This is a genomic window from Fructobacillus sp. CRL 2054, assembly GCF_028764065.1.
Classification (GTDB): domain Bacteria; phylum Bacillota; class Bacilli; order Lactobacillales; family Lactobacillaceae; genus Fructobacillus.
This window is the reverse complement of sequence record NZ_JACOFN010000005.1, coordinates 16,269-33,374: the sequence shown is the minus strand read 5'-3', so window position 1 is coordinate 33,374 and position 17,106 is coordinate 16,269. Positions and strand designations below refer to the sequence as shown.

Genomic DNA, 17,106 nt, shown 5'->3' with positions numbered 1-17,106 from the left:
ACAAATATTATTATATAGTAATGTAACCGCTTACACAATACTTTTTTTACATTTTTATAACAAAAAATTATCGAATTACTTACAAATATAAAAAAAGCCTAGATAACTAGGCTTTTTTATTACTTATCATATTGAGCTAAATTCCAATTTTGAATAATTCGAATAATGGCTGCCGGATAATTTGGATCCGTCGCATAAGAATCATCATACAAGGCCTGAGCAGCATCCTTATAATTCGTTGCTGCAATGACATCCTTAAACTGGTTGGCATTCCAAGTATTACCGTTGACCAAAGTCTTAGCATGGGCCTTCATGGAATCCTTATATGAAGCATAAACCGCAAAGCGTGCTTTCTTCGTCACAGTGACGCCGTTCTCAACTTCCTGTGTCTCCAAAACAACGGACTTACCAGAGGTCGTGTCGTCAGTTTTAACACCATAGAAATTATTGTACTTAGAAGAAAGGTCGGAATCATCCCAGTTCGACTCATGGATAGCTTGCGCAATCGAGATGGAAGGAAGAATACCGTAGTCTTTCTTCAATTGTTGAGCATAAGAAGCAATCTTCTTAATAAAGGCTAAGCGACGGTCGAACTCCGTCTTACCCCCATTTTCGGCCAAAAGTACAGCAGTTGAAACAGGAATACCGTTACTCTTTAATTCTGGATAGTAAGCCTTCATTTCCTTATCAGTCCGCTTAATCAAATCACGAACAAGAGCATCAGCGGACTTTTCATCCTTTAACTTATAAATACCAGGCATAACCAGGTCATACAAAGTCAAATCAGACTTAGCATTTAAGAAGAGCTTTGGATACTTTTCTTTCATCTCTTTGATGAGGTCTTTGTCAGAGTAAGCCTTTAACAGATCCGTCTTCGAAACATTCGCAGCATCAGCCATCGTACCAGCTGTCTGTGCCGCGGTTTTGTTCCCATCAATGTAAGTGTAGCCAGAATCTAAGACCGGCGTTTCCGCAGGCCCTTGAGCTAATTCTTCATAAACATTGTCAATGCTTTGAACTGGAGAAAAGAGATAAGTACCAGATTTAATTGACTTAGCACCGTAACGCTTTGCATAACGAGTTAAATAGCGTTCATTACGAATCAAGCCCTTTTTCTGCAGTTTCTTACCAACCTGTGAGATTGAATCTGATGAAGAAACCTTAACTTCTGTCAAAGACATGTCATTAGGGTTTTTGGCAGAATATCCACGATGGTTAATATAAAGGGCGGAGGCCCCTCCCACAATTAACAAAGCTAAAATAATTAGAATAAGATTGCGGACGGGATGCTTCTTCTTATTTTTTTTGAGACGTTTCTTAAATTCAAGTTCCATATCGGATTGCTTTCTATCTATAATCATGAAAAGACACCACCATACTCACGGGCGGTGTCTCTTAATTATAAATTTATTTATTAAATGTATTTATTACTTCATCAATGACTGAACGTCACGAGCAATCATCAATTCTTCATCAGTTGGGATAACCAAGGTCTTAATCTTAGCATCTGCAGCTGAAATATCAGCTTCATCAGTGCAGCCTTCGTTCTTCTTAGCATCAATCTTAATGCCAAAGTAACCGAGGCGTTCCACAACTTCTTCACGTACCCAATCAGCATTTTCACCAATTCCAGCAGTGAAGACAATGGCGTCAGCACCATCCATCTTGGCAACATATTGTCCAATGTAAGAAACAACACGGTCAACGAAGATGTTGATGGCCAATTCAGCCTTTTCATTATCCTTACGAGCAGCACGGAGATCACGCATGTCAGATGACAATTCTGAAATTCCTTGCAAACCAGATTGCTTATTCAAAACTGTCAACATTTCATCATTTGACAAGTTTTCCTTACCTTGGATAAAGGAAACTAATGAAGCATCAACATCCCCAGAACGAGTAGCCATCGTTACACCAGCCAATGGAGTGAATCCCATTGATGTATCAAAGGACTTACCATTCTTAACGGCGGTAATTGAAGCACCAGCACCCAAATGAAGAGTAATCAACTTCAATTCTTCAAGTGGCTTACCCAAAAGTTCAGCAGCCTTTGACGCAACGTAACGGTGTGAAGTTCCGTGGGCACCATACTTACGTGCACCGTACTTTTCATAGTACTTGTATGGTAGTGAGTAGAGATAGTTTACCTTAGGCATTGTTTGGTGGAAGGAAGTATCAAAAACTGCCACTTCCGTTGCTTCTGGCAAAAGCTTTTGGAATACGCGGATTCCCATGGCATTGGCTGGGTTGTGCAATGGTGCGTAATCAGCCAGTTCATCGATCTTTGCCAAAACATCATCGTTAATCAAAACGGACTTGTCGAAGTATTCCCCACCGGCAACAACACGGTGTCCAACACCAACGATTTCGTTGAAGTCTGAGATAATATCCAAGTTTGACAATTCTTCCAGCATCATGTTGATGGCAACAGAGTGGTCCTTAATAGGAGTTACTGTCTTAAACTTGGCCTTTTGACCCTTTACTTCTACTTGGTCATTCGCTTCTGCCTTTGCATTGGCAGCAAACTTAATTGTAAAGATGGCATCTTCCATCCCAATTCGTTCAACCAATCCTTGGGCAATTACTTCTTCAGCCGGCATCTCCAACAATTGGAACTTTAATGAAGATGATCCAGCGTTAACGGCCATAATCTTTGCCATGAAATTTTCCACCTTATCCTTAATCTAATCTAGCTCTTTTTCTTTATTCAGTTTACCCCAGTCGCCTAAATCTTGCAAAAATTCTTCAAGCGCCTTACTTTCCTTTACAGAGGGGTATTGACCAAGCATTACTTCACTCTTTGGCTTGGCATCCGAATGACGGATAACCAAGATTGCCTTTTGTTGCTCCTTCTTTTGGAAGTAAGCCTGTGGCAAAGTCAAGAACGCCTTTAACTGGGCCTTCTGAGCAAATAATTTCAAGATACTTTCGTGATGGGCACCTGATAGGATATCAGCTGGTACAACGAGATATGCCCAACCGTCTTGTTTAATTAAATCCAAAGCTTTTTCAATCATTAAGAAGTGCGCATAGGACTTGTCTTCTTTAAACGCTGTGACAAAGCCTGCAGGCGCTTCCTTTGGATAATAACCAATTGGCAGGTCGCCAATAACAACGTCGGCTGGAATCAATTCATCTTTAGGTAAATCAACAACATCGCCTAAGAAGAAGTCCGCCTGATTATCATTTAGTAAATCCGCTGTCACCGAGGCCAGTGCCAATTGAGAATCAACGGTGTCAATTCCAACCGTCTTAACTGAATCGTTCTTAGCCTGTAACACTTCTTGCACTGTCCAAAGAAGGTTAGCAGAACCGACGGCCATATCAGTAACGGTTGCCGCTTCGTGTTCTGGCTTCTCAAGGTTTGCAGTCTTCGCAACAAGGTCACCAAGTAAGTAACCGATACCGTCTGGTGTCAATTGCTCATTTGCTGGAACCTTATCTTCTTTATCCGCCTTCAAAATTAACAACTGCAAAATATGGCGCCGTTCTTGAAATGAAAAAGATGCCCAATTAATAGAAAATAGCTCTTTTAAAGCAAGTTGACTATCAGCTGAGAAAATTTCCTTGTCTTCAGCCGATAACTCTTGCTCATGTAAGGTTGCTAAAGTTTGTACTAAAGCTTGTCGTGAACTAACTTGTTCACTTGCTTTGACCCGTTGTACAACGGAATCAATCGTTTGAAATTGTTCTGGAATATTTACTTTTGTCATGCCTTTATTTTAGCCTTTTTTGCAGGGCCCGGCAAGGTTACGGCTGAAGAAGCGGGCGCTCAATTTGATCACCTTCAATTGTAATTTGAATGCAATCCTTTTCTGGCAACACTCGATAGGAGGCTCCTTCTTTTTTGTTGGCCCCCGCTCTCTGTCCGTTACGATGGTAGGCGGTCGCACCTTCTACCTGGATAGTGTCAATCAGTTCCTGCTTGCTTACCGCCTTGCTAGTCTGAAGCTGTTGGCTAAGGGTGCGACTTTGAAGAATATAGCCAATTGAAAGGGCCGATAAAATTAAAAGCGTAGGTACTAATACGTAGCCTGGTCGACCACTACTTTTCATCATGGGCCTCCTTTTTTCTATTCAAGAAAAGCGTTGCTTCAGCTTCAGCCTGTTTATCTCCTTTCACCTTTACTTTTTGATAAAGGCCAAAATTCTGAATACGAACCTCCTTTACTCGGTCGAGCAATACCATTCGTCCACGTCTGTCTCCCTGTAAAATCAGTTGATTTTTAACCACTCTTACTTTTTTTACTTCCTCTTCTCCTTCCTTTGTTAGGGTTAATTGCCGATCTTCAGCTTTTTCCAGTACGTATCCTTGTCGCTGTAACTGCTGACAAACAACTATCAACTTTTCATTACTAACGGTCGGCTGTGCAAATACTCTGCTTTTAATTAAGTAAGATAAGCCCATGAACACCATCCCCATCACCATAAGAGCTAATAGGCTCTCTAAAAGGGTAAAAGCTGGACGACTAATTTCTTTCATCATGATGCTCTTCTTGTTTCTTCTCATTGACTACCTGCTGCCATTCCGATAAAGCTGATTCTTTTTCAAGCATCCTTTGGATTAAAACTCTTCGCACTTCCTCCATCCTGATGTAATGCTGATGGATGGCATCACTTTCCACAATGACTGCCAACACGATAATAGCAAGCGCCAGCAAGCTTTCAACAACCACAAAGGCCGAGCGACCACTATTTTGTAAAACGATAGGAACCACCTCCAAACTGTATAATCAACTTCCAGATTACTTTGCCCGTTTGCCAGCTAATTGTCTGCGGCGAAACAAAACCAGAAGGACTGATTCGTATTTTTTTAGTTTTTATAATTTGGTAGCCATTAGGATAAGGCAAGATTTGGCCCTGGTCGACCATGCCATCCTGATTAAAGTTAATGACCTGTTCCTGCTCCTTTGATTGCGCCCTCGTTTTAGCACTGGCATAAACACTGGCGAAGGCCTCCTCAAATTGTTGGGGTTTCACCCCACCGTCACGGGGCCGATAAGTAATTGCGAGCATCACAATTAAGGCTGTAGTCGACATAACTACCAAGGTCTCGACTAATGTAAAAGCCTGCTTTTTTCTAACCTTTAACATCGTGACCATTAATCACAATCTTTAGTTTCTGGGCCTTCTCTAACTGTTGCTTTGTCAAGTAATCCCCTCTTCTTAAATCTTCATAACTAACTGACTTTTGGTCTGGATGGTCATTTAAATACAAATCCACCTGTGTCTGTACTCTCCCCACCATCGCCTCTCGGTGAGTCGCTTCCGCTCGTTCACGCTGCCGATTCAAGTTTGGCAGAATCAGCAATAGCAGCAAGGCGATAATAAATAAAACAACCGTTGCTTCAATCAATGTAAAAGCAGACCTTCCTTTTTTTCTGACTACGTTCCTTGAATGGCTTTTCATGACTTCTCTTCTCATAACTGATAACCTCCTAGGTTTTGATAAAGTGGTAGTAACATTGCTAAATAAAGTAAAACAATCGTTCCGCCGATAATCGAAAATAATATCGGCTGCAATAGGTTAAAGAAGGCCTTCATCTGTTGGTCAAAACGTTCGTACTCACGCTTAGCATAATATGATAAGTAGGCCGAGAGTGTTTTCGAATTATATCCCCGCGTCAAATAAGCCGATAATCCTGGGCGCAAATAACTTTGCAGTCGTAACCATTCGCTAAGCTCCTTGCCTTGAGTAAGGGCACCCTTTGCCTTCCTTGCCATTTCCTGGCTGAGTGAGGCCGACTGGCCCTCTTCTTGATTAAAATGTTCAATAATGGCTGGCAAAGTCAAACCCGCACCTAAAAAGATGCCCAGGTGTTCGGCCAAAAGAGCAGTGACTAAATCCTTTGTCATCGCAGACAAAATTGGTACCCTTCCTAAAATTAAGAGTCTTTTCAAGGGCCGCCGTTTCAAAAGGTAGACATAAAAAGCAAAGAGTAAGGCGGCTGACCCAAGTACTACAGCCAATAGGCCGTGTAAAAATACCAGGGGCCAAGTACTACCGCCTCCATCCCCCATGTTCCCTGCCAACTCAGCAAAAACAGGATAAAGCGTGTTTTCCAGCGTAAAAACAAGACCGATTAAAACAAAAATTAGTAAGGCTGGGTAGGTAAGCGCCTGCTTCAACTGCCGCTGGTAACTCAGTAACTGCCGCACTTTTTCTGCCAGCAAGGCCAAAGTCTCATCAAACTGTCCATGCTGCTGGGCTAGGTCTAAATAGGTCGCCAACGTCGGGCTCAGCACCCGCTGTAAGGCCCGACTCAGATTCACACCGCTTGCTAAATTCTTCTGAACGTCAGATAAGCTCGTTTCCCAAGCTGGATGTCCAGTCTTCAATACATCCAAAGAAAGGCTGAGCGGATAGCCCGCTTGACTCAGTTCTGCAAGTTCAGACAAGAAAGCCGCCTGATTGGAACCCTTAAGTCGAGAAGTTGAACGCTTCTTAAATATTTTCAACTTCCTCACCTCCTATATCTAATGGATGTTTCAAACGTTGTCGCAACCGTTTTTTTACCCGCCAGTCGACTTTGCTAAAAGAAGCTACTAACTCGCCTGCTTCATTTGGAGTTAAACGCAAGTACAATGACTGCACTAAGGCTTCCCGCAATAAGCTCTCATCCAAGCCCAAATCAACTAAACGTTCTAAAACCAATTCGGCAGAGTTTGCATGAATAGTCGCTACCACTAAATGACCAGATAAAGCCGCTTGTAAAGCAGCCTCGGCCGTCTTTGTATCACGGATTTCGCCAATAACGAGAATATCCGGTCGGTGACGAAGCGCCACTTTAATAAGCTCCTGATAGCTAACCCCGGCCTGCTCATTCACCTGCAACTGCAAAAAATCCTTTTGCTCGGCTTCAACTGGGTCTTCGACCGTCAGTACAACTCGGCCCTTAGACCAGTGCTTTAACAGTTCGTACATCATGGTCGTCTTACCGGAACCCGTCGGCCCCGCGAGTAAATAGAGTCCACTTACCGGCTGATCAGACAGCAACTGTTGCCAGTCCGACCAGGATTGGAAACGTAGCTCTTTACTCAAGCCAGCAATTAACCGCAAAACAACCGTTTCCCGGTCCAAGAAATCTCCAACCGACGATAGGCGGACAAAACCCTTTGCAAAGTCGAACCTGCCTAACTGTGGTCTTCGTTCCTCTGCCAAATTCAAATTAGCCCAATACTTCATCAACGACAGCAATGACCTGGCAAAGTCAGTCGAAACAATCGATACCTGTTTTAAACGGTCTAATCGTTGACCCGATATTAAATATTCACCTCCCTTTGGTAGAAAATACAGATCGGAAAAATCAAGTTCAAAAGCAACTTTCAGTAATTTTTCCAAATAGTTTCTGACCGATTCCGCCCCTTCCTGAGGCCATGCTCTTTCTTTATTCATTTCTTTCCCCTTTCACCACCATTACACGAAGGAGGTTTGAAAAAGACATAGAAAAAAAGCCCAATCACTCGGATTAGACTTTTTACTTCAAAATATTTACTTACTTGGCCTGTTCTTTAGCCGCTTCAAAAGTTGATTCTAGCAAAGTCGCAATGGTCATTGGACCAACCCCACCAGGAACCGGCGTCAACCAGCCAGCCTTCTCTTCCACCAGTGGGTCCACATCACCAACGGCCTTACCATCAACAACGTTCATCCCCACATCAACTACCACAGCACCTTCTTTAATTTGGTCCACTGTGATAAAGCCGGGAATCCCGACCCCAACAGCCACAATATCCGCCTGCTGCAAAGCGGCTGTCAAAGTCGCCTCGTCCGTATAACGGTGTGCAATCGTTACCGTGGCATCAGCGTTCAAAAGTAAAGCAGCCATTGGACGGCCAAACAATTGTGAACGGCCAACAACGACAGCACGCTTTCCAACTGGATCAATGCCGTAATGGGCAAGCAAGGTCATCACACCCTTTGGCGTTGCTGCCACGGGATACTGACCTTCTTCCTTTGCAAAAAGTCGACCCTGGTTGGTTACACCCAAACCGTCCACGTCCTTTTCAGGAGCAACCGTTGCAAAAACCTTTGCATCATCAACGCCGGCTGGCAATGGGGCTTGAATCAAAATCCCCGTCACATCAGGGTCAAGGTTCAGTTCGCGAACAATTTGCTGAACTGCTTCCGTCGTTGAGCCCGCTGGGACCGCAATGTCCTGCGTCTTGATGCCCACCTTGGCGGCAGCGCGTTGCTTCATCCCAACGTAGAGCTTGGAACCGCCGTCATTTGGATCATAAACAACTGCTAGTGTTGGGTGCAAACCAGATTCACCAATTTCAATTGCTAGCTTTTCCCGTAATTCTTTCGCTACTGCTTTACCATCTAAAATTTGAGCCATCATTGCCTCTTTACTCGCCCATTCGGCGGAACTGTTGTAAAATAATATTACTGTTATTTTAACAAATGTTTGCAACTAAAGGAGACAAAATGGCCGATCAACGCATTTCATGGGACCAGTATTTCATCGCGCAATCTGCAATCCTATCGACTCGTTCGACTTGTACACGACGACACGTTGGGGCCATCCTTGTAAAGGATCACCGAATCATCGCCTCTGGCTATAATGGCGCCGTTTCAGGCACACCCCACTGTACCGAAGTTGGTGATTACATCGTTGACGGCCACTGCATCCGTGCCGTTCACGCTGAGCAGAACGCCCTCATGCAAGCCGCTTCAATGGGAATTCCCGTTGAAGACTCAACGCTTTACGTGACCGATGCTCCCTGCGTTTTCTGTACCAAGTTGCTCTTACAAGCCGGCATCAAAAACATTAAGTTTATGCGTGACTACCGCAACGACCCCTTTGCGGAAGAATTGCTCAAGCAAAAGCATGTGCCACTCGTTCAAGTGCCTTTCGAAAAGGAAACGGCAGAACAAATTGATTTGGGACAATTTATTAAATAAGATACGAAACCCGTCCAGCCTAAGGCTGGACTTTTTATTTAGACTCAAGCTAAATTAAAAGTCTTGCAAATAAGCGCCGAATTGCTCATACTTAATAGAAGAATTTTCAAGAAATCGAGGATGTCAGATGAGCAAGAATGAAGAACAATATTTGAACTTAGCCCAAAAGATTTTGGACGAAGGACACGAGAAGGGCGACCGTACTGGTACCGGAACCTACTCCATCTTTGGGACGCAAATGCGTTTCGACCTTTCCGAAGGCTTCCCATTGCTAACGACTAAAAAAGTCTTCTTCAAGCTCATCAAGTCCGAACTACTCTGGTTCTTGCGCGGTGATAACAACATCCGTTTCTTGCTCCAACACAATAACCACATTTGGGACGAATGGGCATTCCAGCAATGGGTGGAATCAGAAGACTACGATGGGCCTGACATGACCGACTTTGGTCTCCGTTCTGAACAAGACCCAGAATTCAAGGAAGAATACTTGAAGCAGAAGAACCGCTTCGTTCAACTCATTCTAGAAGACGATGACTTCATGGAAAAGTTTGGCTACATTGGTGAAGTATACGGTAAGCTTTGGCGTTCATGGGCTTCCGTTCTTCCTGGTGGCCAAGAGACCGACCAAATTTCAAACCTAATCGAACAGATTAAGACAAATCCAAATTCACGTCGCCTCATTCTTACTGCCTGGAACCCTGAAACAACCCCACAAGCACCACTTCCTTCCTGCCACGTGCTTTCTCAATTCTACGTAGCAGACGGTAAATTATCTGCGCAACTGTACCAGCGCTCCGGTGACTTCTTCCTCGGCGTACCATTTAACATTGCCTCCTACTCACTGCTCATTCACATGATTGCGGCACAAACTGGCTTGGAAGTTGGTGACTTTGTCCACACCATCGGCGATACCCACATCTACAAGAACCACGTGGATCAAGTGAAGGAACAACTTTCCCGTCCAATGCACAAGTTACCAAAAATCTGGTTAAACCCAGAAGTGAAGTCCATCTTTGACTACACGATGGACGATATCAAGTTAGTTGACTATGAATCAGAACCAGCCATCAAGGCACCCGTTGCCGTTTAATTTAAGCACAAAAAAAGCAGACCGTTATGGCCTGCTTTTCTTTTATCCTATTTCAACAAATCTGTCAGTGAAAAAGTCGTACGGTGGTAAATCCGATTGTGTAGTGACTTACGAGGGTTCTTAATCATCCCCATGCCCTTCTTTCCATAGCCAGGAATCACAGCTGACTTCCAGGCACGTGTTGCGCGTCCCTTCGTTCGTGCACTAAACGACTTTTTCAACGATGGTGTTCGCATTCCGAATTTCATAGAACCCTCCAGTTATTAAGAATAATTCTATTATAGCGCTCTTTGCATTTTATGACCAAGCGGTCTATATTCGATGCAGAGAGAAAGTAAAAAGGAGTAGCTGCAATGAAAAACGATCAAAAAGAAAACAGCCAGCCAACCTTTTATTTGTATAAGAAACCTTGGTTTATCCTGGTCTGCATTCTTGCAGTACTATGCATGGTGGGCTACACCTGGTTGCTAGCTTAAAATTCAATCAAAAAGGCTACTCGGTTGAGTAGCTTTTTTATTTACCAATCAGGGTCTGCCAATCAATTTCTAACAGGTTCCCCTCTTCATCGCGGGGAATGATTTCTGCTACCCGCTGCTCTTTAAGCGAATTCTTCATAGCCTCTTCCGCAGTAATTAACATCTGACTAGTTTTTGAAATTGACGACTCGATGTTCTTTGACGTGATGAACATCTTTTCGATTTCTTCCCGGTTATAGCCAGTCCCGAAGGGTTCATCCCCTTCAATCGCTACAAATAAATCATACAGGGTCAAGCTGTGAATGTTTGCCTTCATCGCAAAGCCCCCGTTTTTCGATGCCGTCGACTCAATAATTCCAGCCTTATTCAACTTATTGGCAATCTTTTGCAAATAGGAATGTGAAACTTCCATTGATTCGCTAATTTCTTTTGATTTTAAAGAACGTCCGGCTGGTAGTTCGGCCAGCATCACAACGACGGCGATTGATTCAAAATAAGCTTTACTGTATTTCATTTCCGACCTTTTTTCTGTTGACTTTATTTATCCATGGATATACTATGTATATGGTTACCGTAGATATTAATTATCCACAGATAATTATATCTTCTTTTCTAGAAAACACCAAAAATTCATAGAAAATCAGGAAGAACAAAATGAAAAAACGTAAAATCACATTTTTATTTGTCATCCTTTGTATGGCACTCATCCCCGTGATCTACTCCAGCCTCTTTTTAGGCGCCCTGATGGATCCCTACGGAAAAGTCTCTAAATTACCCGTAGCCGTAGTTTCGACCACTAACAATCCCGTACAATCAGCAATCCATTCGCAATCACTCTTTGATAGCAAAGTCGAAACGCCTCAGCAAGCACAGAACGCTTTAAAGAATGGTAAAGTCTACGCCATCATTGAATTCGACAAGGACTTCAACCAAGATTTGACCCATTACCCTCTCACAAAAAAGCACCCAGAAGTTAAACTAATCACCTCCGAAGGCCTGGGTTATACGACAACAAAAATTTTAAAGAATACCATGTTCGCATTCATTACTAAAATGAATCAAAGCATCTACCAACAGTACCTTCAGTCGTCAAAAATAAACAGTATCCAACCACTTGACCCAGAGGTTCTCCAGCTCAAAAATATCGAAACTCATGCCGTTCCCAATAATGGAACAGCCATGGCCCCCTACATCTTTTCACTAACGCTCTTTGTCGGTGGCATCTTCGTTTCGCAATTTGTCATGCGCGTTTTCAGTCGTAAAAACCTTTCGTTAAAAAAGTACTGGCTGATTGAGTTTGGTATTCCACTGCTAATCGGTATGATTCAAGCAATCCTGCTCTTCGTTATTGGTTCCTCTCTATTGAAAATTCACATGGACCAACCGCTAGCGGTCATCCCCTTCTTCGTCTTAGTTTCGGCAAGTTTTACTAGCATTATCGTTGGTCTAAACAAGTTGATTCCGGGCATTGGGTCACTTCTTGTATTACTAATCACCATGCTTCAAACCTCTTCATCAGGTGGAACCTACGCCATTCAACTATCAGGATCTTTCTTCCAAACCATTAACAGCTATTTGCCAATGACTTATAGTATCAACGGCTTTAAAAAATTAATCTCACTGAATAATTTAAACGTTAGTTCAGATGTTGCTGTTCTGTTGGCGTTCTTATTGATAGGACAGCTAGTATTGTTTTGGGCTTATCGAAAGAATGAAAGAAGAATACAAGAAGTTTAACAACGTATAAACTGTCATTACAAAACAAAAAGGAAGCCACTCAACCCGAGTCGTTTCCTTTTTTTATATTGTCGTCATTTAAACTCTCGTTTAATCAACATTACTTTTTAAAGGCACCCTTTGCTTTATCAGCAAACTTTTTAGCGCCATCTTTAGCATCGGCAGCAAATTCCTTTGACTTGCCTTCCGCCTTCTTGGCGTCGCCTTCAAACTTATCCTTTGCCGCATCCATTTTATCTTCAAATGACATATCTACGTGCCCCTTTCTTCTTTTATCTAAATCTATTGTAGTTTCAAAACAGCTCAGTATTAAATCTAGGAAAAGTCGTCTCCGACTTTTACATCAAATGCTGCTCCTTCATTAATTGTTCAATCCAGGTACCCTTGATTTTGTTCAAACCAACTTTGGCCACCAACTTCGGAATTGGCAAATCGGCTTCCAAGACACCTTTCTTGTCGTTCATGTAGTACATGGCACGGAGCAAGTAGCGGATATCGTAGGTTGAGTTGAAGACCTCAGGTACAGCACGCTCAACGTTCAAGAGGCTGTAGACCGCTTCCATTGACGTACGGACTGAATACTCAGTCGTAAAGACCGTGTCACGGGTTGGTGACTCCGCGAAGTTACCAATGAAGGCCAAATTCTGTGAACCTTCAGGGATAACATCAGGACGATCACCCTTTACACGTGGCATGAAGTAAGAGGTGATGAATGGCATGTAAACAGGCACCGTGTTCATCGAATCTTCTGATGACAAGCGGTCGATTTCGCTCTCAGGCACACCTAAGTGGTAGAGCAATTCTTTGGCAATTTCTTGACCAGAGCAATCTTCAATCTTCTTATGAATGTAATTTCCTTCAACGTCAGAGTACAAACCATAAATCCAAACGATGGTCTCGTTTTCCTTTTGGCTCTTAAAGTGAGGTTGACGGTGAACGGCGAAACTCATCATCCAGTTCGAATCGGTAATTGTGATGATTCCACCGGTGTTAACCTTGTGGTCATGCAAGGAACGCTTCGTCAAACGCTCAATGTATGGGTCCAACTCGGTGTTTTTGATTGTCGCCGTAGCAGAGATAAACCAGGACTTCTTAGGCAAGTTCTTATAGAAGACACCTGGGTGGCCAAAGTCATCCGACTGGGCGGCCAAGTTTTCCCAAAGCTTCCAAGAACCACCAGGCGCGTCCGTCTTTTCAGCAGGCGTGTTTTGATCACCGTAAGTTGAACTTTCAGTGATAGAACCGTTCGTAACGAAGACTAAGTCATCCTTGGTCAACTCAATGGACTTTGCTTCACCATCAACCGTCATATCAATCTTCTTGGCGACTTTTTGACCATTGAACGTATCGACTTCAACGTTTTGTACTTTCGTACCCAACTGGAAGTCCACACCGTGGTCCTCCAAGTACTTCAACAGTGGCATGACCATTGAGGTGTACTGGTTATACTTATTAAATTTAAGGGCTGAAAAGTCAGGCAAGCCATCAATGTGGTGAATGAAACGCATCATGTAACGGCGCATCTCAGCTAGTGAGTGCCACTTTTCAAAGGCAAACATCGTTGCCCAGTAAGTCCAGAAATTAGACTTGAAGAAGTCATCGGAGAAGAAGTCTTCAATCGTTTGATTACCCAACTTCTCTTCAGGAATCATGATTAACTTCATCAATTCCTTCGAGGCCTTACCAAGGGTGTATTGACCATCAGTTGGCACTTCGTTTCCGCGTTTCTCAATCATACGGCAATTTGAAGTGTTTGGATCATCCTTATCCAACCAGTAGTACTCATCCAAGTAAGATGCCCCGGGAACTTCCAAAGATGGAATTGACCGGTACATATCCCAAAGGCACTCGAAATGGTTCTCCATCTCACGGCCACCACGGGTAACATAACCCACGTCAGGACGTTCCGTTCCATCCAAAGAACCACCGTTGACTTTTAATTCTTCCAAGATATGAATCCTGTTTCCGGCCATCTGACCATCACGAATTAAGAAGACGGCAGCTGATAATCCAGCTAGTCCCCCACCAACAATGTAGGCGCTCTTTTGATCAACACCCTCGGGCTTGCGGGGATGTGCGAAAGCTTCATAATTTCCTGAACTGTAATGCATCATCAATCTCCTTTTTACGCGTGCGGCTAAAAAAGTCGTTCATCTGAATACACCTTCATTCTAGCATTATGATTTATAAATACAATGTCTCAGAAATCCTCTAAACAACAGAAATCGTGATATCCTTCTAAATACATAAAAAAGAGCCAGCAAACCGTGATGGAATGCTGACTTTTTTAAGAAACTAAGCAAAAATTTTCTGTAAATAAATTAGAAAAAAATTTACTACTTAGTTACTATTAGCTCAGTTGAATAAGTGGTTAAAGTTTCAGAAGAGATAATTAATCACATACGCCTCGGCTCCCCAGACTATTCGTACGCTTAAAAAAGTATCGTTTAACAGATACTTTAAAATCAACAGTAAAGCTTTAAGCTTATTCCAAAAGAATCATAACATTGAAAAACCATCATTTTCATGAATGATTGTCATAAAAAAAACAACTACCGAATCGATTAGGTAGCTGCTTTTTTATCATATATATCAGTAAATAAAAAATTCATGTCATCAATAAAGTACTGACTACTTATAAATCACATACTTATTAGCCTTTTTAACATACTTTGTAGAATAACCATCTACCTCAATATTTTTCACCATTGATGCTAATTTATCGTATTTTGGATAATCACTAGTCCATGCATAAATAGCTTGTTGCGCAATTTTTAACACCTCTTTTGAAGAAAGATTCTTTTTATCAGCTTTAGACAAAACAATAACTAAGTTTCCTTTTTTCAATTCATATTTTTTAACATGACTAGCTTGGTCAGCTGTTTGAGCAGTGTAAAATTCACCAGGATTATTTTGCTTATCTTTTTCAAAACGAGGTTTTTCTTCTAATTCGAACCACTTATTTAAGTTTTTAATAGTAGCCTTCTTGCTCTTCGTCGTACTACTAGCTGAAACATTCACTCCAAGATGCACAATTCCACTTGTTATTAACAAAGTCAACAATACAAATGATAACAAACTCTTTCTAACGAACATAATTTTCTCATTTCTTCTTTTAATTGGTGAAAATCAGTTCTTTTAAAGCTTAAATTTATTCAACTACTATCGTGTCTTATCGATTCGACAATCGCTTTCCCTGCGCAATGGCATCTGCTTCCGTCATCGTGATAATGTTTGCCTTATTCGTTCGAGCAGGCATGTTACTAGTGTCATACCAGTAAACGTTAGACTTACCACCACCCGTTACATAGACCGTTCGACTGGAACCAGCATTTTCGTTTTGAGCTGGTTGTTCAACAGCAGCGGCTTGCTGAGCAGGTTCCGATTTCTTCTCAGAAGACTTCTTACTACTCTTCTTTTTAGACTTTGAGGAGCTAACTGTATGACTTTCCTTATCAACCATATTGGTTGCACGTCCAGTCAAATAGTCAATCTGTGCATTTGGTGATACGTTATCCAAAGTCACGTGCGTGATTCCGGCAGCGTCAACACTCTCCTTATCAGATCCCAACTTAATTTCTAAGACTTTTCCATCCGAATCAAGGCCAACATAGGACAGAGCAACTTGACGAGGTACCAACTCATCCTCTTGATAAATTGGCTTGACCTGATAATCCAACCAGTAATGTGGGTGGTTAGCTAACCAATAATCCAAGCGGTTTTCATAATAAAGCATGGAATCCTTGTTACCATCGTTCATGCCCTTATAATTACCAGCATTCATCCAGGCCGTTTCAGGAACCAAATTCTTTGGCTCATCATTCAATCCTGAGAATTGATAGCCAACCAAGTGGCCACGGTTCATTAGCCAAGCTTGCTTCGATCCATCCCCGTAATAGAACTTAAAGTTATGCCAACCAACAGGATTATAGGTCAACCGGGCCGAACGCTTCTTCTTAGGTTCATCCTTATCCTGCAATTGAATATGGGAGTATGTCGCACGCTTCAAAGAATCCAAATCTCCCATGGCGTGCTGTTTCTTACCTGTAAAAGTCAGAATGCCATCAGCTTCTTGAACACTCTTCTTATCAGAACTGTTTGAAGAACTATTATCGGAAGACTTTTTGCTATCGCTCTTCTTACTACTTGATGACTTCTTAGAAGAACGACTAGCCTTTGACTGTTTTTGACTAGTATCAGATGATTTATCATCAGCATCTGCGGTCGTAGTAGCGCCAATAACGAAAAGCAAACTAAGAACTAATAGCCACTTTCCCTTCTTTTGCAGTTTCAAACCATTTTTACGGTTCTTCCGCCACTCAAAAAAGAACCAAATGATTCCTACAAAAAATAATAATCCAAATAGACTACTCATTTTGTTATTCCTATACTTTCTCTCTCGTTTTGTATAAATGCAATACCTAGACAGTGTACAGGATTTTAAAGCAGATATGTGCATTAAAAATTGAACTGTTAGCTTTGAAATAAAACTAATTAAAAAGTAAATTGATAATCAATCACTTATTCAAAAAAGTCGTAAGAATAAAAACTGATTATAAGTACTAATTATTCATATTACGCCCATCATGAAAGTCGAAACCATTAGGTGTAAAATAGAATCAGTCAAAAGTAATTGGAGGCGTTGAAGCTTAGTCATGTTCTTACTCGGAATTATTGCAATACTCATCATCCTTTTATGGCTCGTCTGGGAGTTCTTCACTTGGTTCTTGCCATGGCTATTGGTTATCTATGTCATCCTATTTATTCTTTCACTATTCGGTGACTTTTTAGCAATCCTATTTAGCCCAGCTGGTCTAGTAATTTTAGCCATTGCTATCTTTGTTGGTATTCCACTCGGCTACTACGTTCAGCAGAAACAAAACAATAGTAAATAA

At 42.0% G+C, this 17,106-nt stretch carries 22 protein-coding genes; 5 read left to right on the top strand and 17 right to left on the bottom strand.

The window, feature by feature from the left end:
• Positions 1-119: 119 nt before the first annotated feature.
• The 11 genes from H7198_RS03255 to H7198_RS03205 form a co-directional block, all read right to left on the bottom strand.
• Positions 120-1,334: an endolytic transglycosylase MltG gene (locus H7198_RS03255; protein ID WP_274458357.1), complete on the bottom strand. Its 1,215-nt coding sequence runs from the start codon at positions 1,332-1,334 to the stop codon at positions 120-122.
• A 93-nt stretch (positions 1,335-1,427) separates the two neighbouring features.
• Positions 1,428-2,660 carry an acetate/propionate family kinase gene (locus H7198_RS03250; protein ID WP_274458356.1) on the bottom strand — a complete coding sequence of 411 codons (1,233 nt, stop codon included), beginning with the start codon at positions 2,658-2,660 and terminating at the stop codon, positions 1,428-1,430.
• Between the two features lie 24 nt (positions 2,661-2,684).
• Entirely contained in the window at positions 2,685-3,713 is a 1,029-nt protein-coding gene (locus H7198_RS03245) for a class I SAM-dependent methyltransferase (protein ID WP_274458355.1), read from the bottom strand.
• A gap of 37 nt (positions 3,714-3,750) precedes the next feature.
• A complete protein-coding gene (locus H7198_RS03240) occupies positions 3,751-4,056 on the bottom strand; it encodes a hypothetical protein (protein WP_274458353.1) in 306 nt (101 codons plus the stop codon).
• Positions 4,046-4,486, bottom strand: a complete 441-nt coding sequence (locus tag H7198_RS03235) for a type II secretion system protein (protein WP_274458352.1) — start codon at positions 4,484-4,486, stop codon at positions 4,046-4,048. The genes H7198_RS03240 and H7198_RS03235 overlap by 11 nt, the downstream gene beginning before the upstream one ends.
• Positions 4,470-4,718, bottom strand: a complete 249-nt coding sequence (locus tag H7198_RS03230; RefSeq protein ID WP_274458351.1) for a hypothetical protein — start codon at positions 4,716-4,718, stop codon at positions 4,470-4,472. Before H7198_RS03230 ends, H7198_RS03235 begins: the two co-directional genes overlap by 17 nt.
• Entirely contained in the window at positions 4,693-5,103 is a 411-nt protein-coding gene (locus H7198_RS03225) for a type II secretion system protein (protein ID WP_274458350.1), read from the bottom strand. Before H7198_RS03225 ends, H7198_RS03230 begins: the two co-directional genes overlap by 26 nt.
• Complete coding sequence (locus H7198_RS03220) at positions 5,081-5,410, bottom strand: prepilin-type N-terminal cleavage/methylation domain-containing protein (RefSeq protein ID WP_274458417.1); 330 nt, start codon at positions 5,408-5,410, stop codon at positions 5,081-5,083. Before H7198_RS03220 ends, H7198_RS03225 begins: the two co-directional genes overlap by 23 nt.
• A gap of 11 nt (positions 5,411-5,421) precedes the next feature.
• Entirely contained in the window at positions 5,422-6,459 is a 1,038-nt protein-coding gene (locus H7198_RS03215; RefSeq protein ID WP_274458349.1) for a type II secretion system F family protein, read from the bottom strand.
• Positions 6,446-7,396 (bottom strand): ATPase, T2SS/T4P/T4SS family, encoded by a 951-nt coding sequence (locus tag H7198_RS03210; protein ID WP_274458348.1) that lies wholly within the window; start codon positions 7,394-7,396, stop codon positions 6,446-6,448. The genes H7198_RS03215 and H7198_RS03210 overlap by 14 nt, the downstream gene beginning before the upstream one ends.
• Before the next feature lie 100 nt (positions 7,397-7,496).
• A complete protein-coding gene (locus H7198_RS03205; protein ID WP_274458347.1) occupies positions 7,497-8,342 on the bottom strand; it encodes a bifunctional 5,10-methylenetetrahydrofolate dehydrogenase/5,10-methenyltetrahydrofolate cyclohydrolase in 846 nt (281 codons plus the stop codon).
• An 89-nt stretch (positions 8,343-8,431) separates the two neighbouring features.
• Between H7198_RS03205 and H7198_RS03200 the strand changes: the two genes are divergently transcribed.
• The gene (locus H7198_RS03200; protein WP_274458346.1) at positions 8,432-8,908 is read left to right on the top strand and encodes a deoxycytidylate deaminase; all 477 of its coding nucleotides are present in this window, start codon (positions 8,432-8,434) and stop codon (positions 8,906-8,908) included.
• Positions 8,909-9,035: 127 nt separating this feature from the next.
• Positions 9,036-9,998, top strand: a complete 963-nt coding sequence (locus tag H7198_RS03195; RefSeq protein ID WP_274458345.1) for a thymidylate synthase — start codon at positions 9,036-9,038, stop codon at positions 9,996-9,998.
• Between the two features lie 47 nt (positions 9,999-10,045).
• On the opposite strand, the gene H7198_RS03190 is transcribed toward H7198_RS03195, so the two are convergent.
• On the bottom strand, positions 10,046-10,246 hold the full coding sequence (locus H7198_RS03190) for a hypothetical protein (RefSeq protein ID WP_091501008.1): 201 nt from the start codon (positions 10,244-10,246) through the stop codon (positions 10,046-10,048).
• Between the two features lie 105 nt (positions 10,247-10,351).
• Here H7198_RS03190 and H7198_RS03185 point away from each other — a divergent pair, with 105 nt between their 5' ends.
• Entirely contained in the window at positions 10,352-10,474 is a 123-nt protein-coding gene (locus H7198_RS03185) for a hypothetical protein (protein WP_274458344.1), read from the top strand.
• 37 nt (positions 10,475-10,511) lie between these two features.
• Here the strand turns inward: H7198_RS03185 and H7198_RS03180 are convergent, their stop codons facing one another.
• Complete coding sequence (locus tag H7198_RS03180; protein WP_274458343.1) at positions 10,512-10,988, bottom strand: RrF2 family transcriptional regulator; 477 nt, start codon at positions 10,986-10,988, stop codon at positions 10,512-10,514.
• 182 nt (positions 10,989-11,170) lie between these two features.
• Here H7198_RS03180 and H7198_RS03175 point away from each other — a divergent pair, with 182 nt between their 5' ends.
• A complete protein-coding gene (locus H7198_RS03175) occupies positions 11,171-12,211 on the top strand; it encodes a YhgE/Pip domain-containing protein (protein ID WP_274458342.1) in 1,041 nt (346 codons plus the stop codon).
• A gap of 100 nt (positions 12,212-12,311) precedes the next feature.
• Here H7198_RS03175 and H7198_RS03170 read toward each other — a convergent pair whose 3' ends face one another.
• The 4 genes from H7198_RS03170 to H7198_RS03155 form a co-directional block, all read right to left on the bottom strand.
• Positions 12,312-12,461, bottom strand: coding sequence for a hypothetical protein (locus H7198_RS03170; RefSeq protein WP_274458341.1), 150 nt, complete (start codon positions 12,459-12,461; stop codon positions 12,312-12,314).
• 88 nt (positions 12,462-12,549) lie between these two features.
• The gene (locus H7198_RS03165) at positions 12,550-14,322 is read right to left on the bottom strand and encodes an oleate hydratase (RefSeq protein ID WP_274458340.1); all 1,773 of its coding nucleotides are present in this window, start codon (positions 14,320-14,322) and stop codon (positions 12,550-12,552) included.
• Positions 14,323-14,842: 520 nt separating this feature from the next.
• Positions 14,843-15,289, bottom strand: a complete 447-nt coding sequence (locus H7198_RS03160) for a hypothetical protein (RefSeq protein WP_274458339.1) — start codon at positions 15,287-15,289, stop codon at positions 14,843-14,845.
• A 94-nt stretch (positions 15,290-15,383) separates the two neighbouring features.
• Complete coding sequence (locus H7198_RS03155; RefSeq protein WP_274458338.1) at positions 15,384-16,586, bottom strand: DNA/RNA non-specific endonuclease; 1,203 nt, start codon at positions 16,584-16,586, stop codon at positions 15,384-15,386.
• A gap of 280 nt (positions 16,587-16,866) precedes the next feature.
• Here H7198_RS03155 and H7198_RS03150 point away from each other — a divergent pair, with 280 nt between their 5' ends.
• Positions 16,867-17,106 (top strand): hypothetical protein, encoded by a 240-nt coding sequence (locus tag H7198_RS03150; protein WP_274458337.1) that lies wholly within the window; start codon positions 16,867-16,869, stop codon positions 17,104-17,106.

Coding starts and splice junctions, on each gene's coding strand:
- H7198_RS03210 (WP_274458348.1), bottom strand. CDS start 7,396: ATGAATAAAGAAAGAGCATGGCCTCAGGAAGGGGCGGAATCGGTCAGA.
- H7198_RS03155 (WP_274458338.1), bottom strand. CDS start 16,586: ATGAGTAGTCTATTTGGATTATTATTTTTTGTAGGAATCATTTGGTTC.
- H7198_RS03220 (WP_274458417.1), bottom strand. CDS start 5,410: ATGAAAAGCCATTCAAGGAACGTAGTCAGAAAAAAAGGAAGGTCTGCT.
- H7198_RS03180 (WP_274458343.1), bottom strand. CDS start 10,988: ATGAAATACAGTAAAGCTTATTTTGAATCAATCGCCGTCGTTGTGATG.
- H7198_RS03195 (WP_274458345.1), top strand. CDS start 9,036: ATGAGCAAGAATGAAGAACAATATTTGAACTTAGCCCAAAAGATTTTG.
- H7198_RS03225 (WP_274458350.1), bottom strand. CDS start 5,103: ATGGTCACGATGTTAAAGGTTAGAAAAAAGCAGGCTTTTACATTAGTC.
- H7198_RS03205 (WP_274458347.1), bottom strand. CDS start 8,342: ATGGCTCAAATTTTAGATGGTAAAGCAGTAGCGAAAGAATTACGGGAA.
- H7198_RS03185 (WP_274458344.1), top strand. CDS start 10,352: ATGAAAAACGATCAAAAAGAAAACAGCCAGCCAACCTTTTATTTGTAT.
- H7198_RS03165 (WP_274458340.1), bottom strand. CDS start 14,322: ATGCATTACAGTTCAGGAAATTATGAAGCTTTCGCACATCCCCGCAAG.
- H7198_RS03200 (WP_274458346.1), top strand. CDS start 8,432: ATGGCCGATCAACGCATTTCATGGGACCAGTATTTCATCGCGCAATCT.
- H7198_RS03255 (WP_274458357.1), bottom strand. CDS start 1,334: ATGGAACTTGAATTTAAGAAACGTCTCAAAAAAAATAAGAAGAAGCAT.
- H7198_RS03170 (WP_274458341.1), bottom strand. CDS start 12,461: ATGTCATTTGAAGATAAAATGGATGCGGCAAAGGATAAGTTTGAAGGC.
- H7198_RS03175 (WP_274458342.1), top strand. CDS start 11,171: ATGGCACTCATCCCCGTGATCTACTCCAGCCTCTTTTTAGGCGCCCTG.
- H7198_RS03240 (WP_274458353.1), bottom strand. CDS start 4,056: ATGAAAAGTAGTGGTCGACCAGGCTACGTATTAGTACCTACGCTTTTA.
- H7198_RS03150 (WP_274458337.1), top strand. CDS start 16,867: ATGTTCTTACTCGGAATTATTGCAATACTCATCATCCTTTTATGGCTC.
- H7198_RS03235 (WP_274458352.1), bottom strand. CDS start 4,486: ATGATGAAAGAAATTAGTCGTCCAGCTTTTACCCTTTTAGAGAGCCTA.
- H7198_RS03190 (WP_091501008.1), bottom strand. CDS start 10,246: ATGAAATTCGGAATGCGAACACCATCGTTGAAAAAGTCGTTTAGTGCA.
- H7198_RS03245 (WP_274458355.1), bottom strand. CDS start 3,713: ATGACAAAAGTAAATATTCCAGAACAATTTCAAACGATTGATTCCGTT.
- H7198_RS03250 (WP_274458356.1), bottom strand. CDS start 2,660: ATGGCAAAGATTATGGCCGTTAACGCTGGATCATCTTCATTAAAGTTC.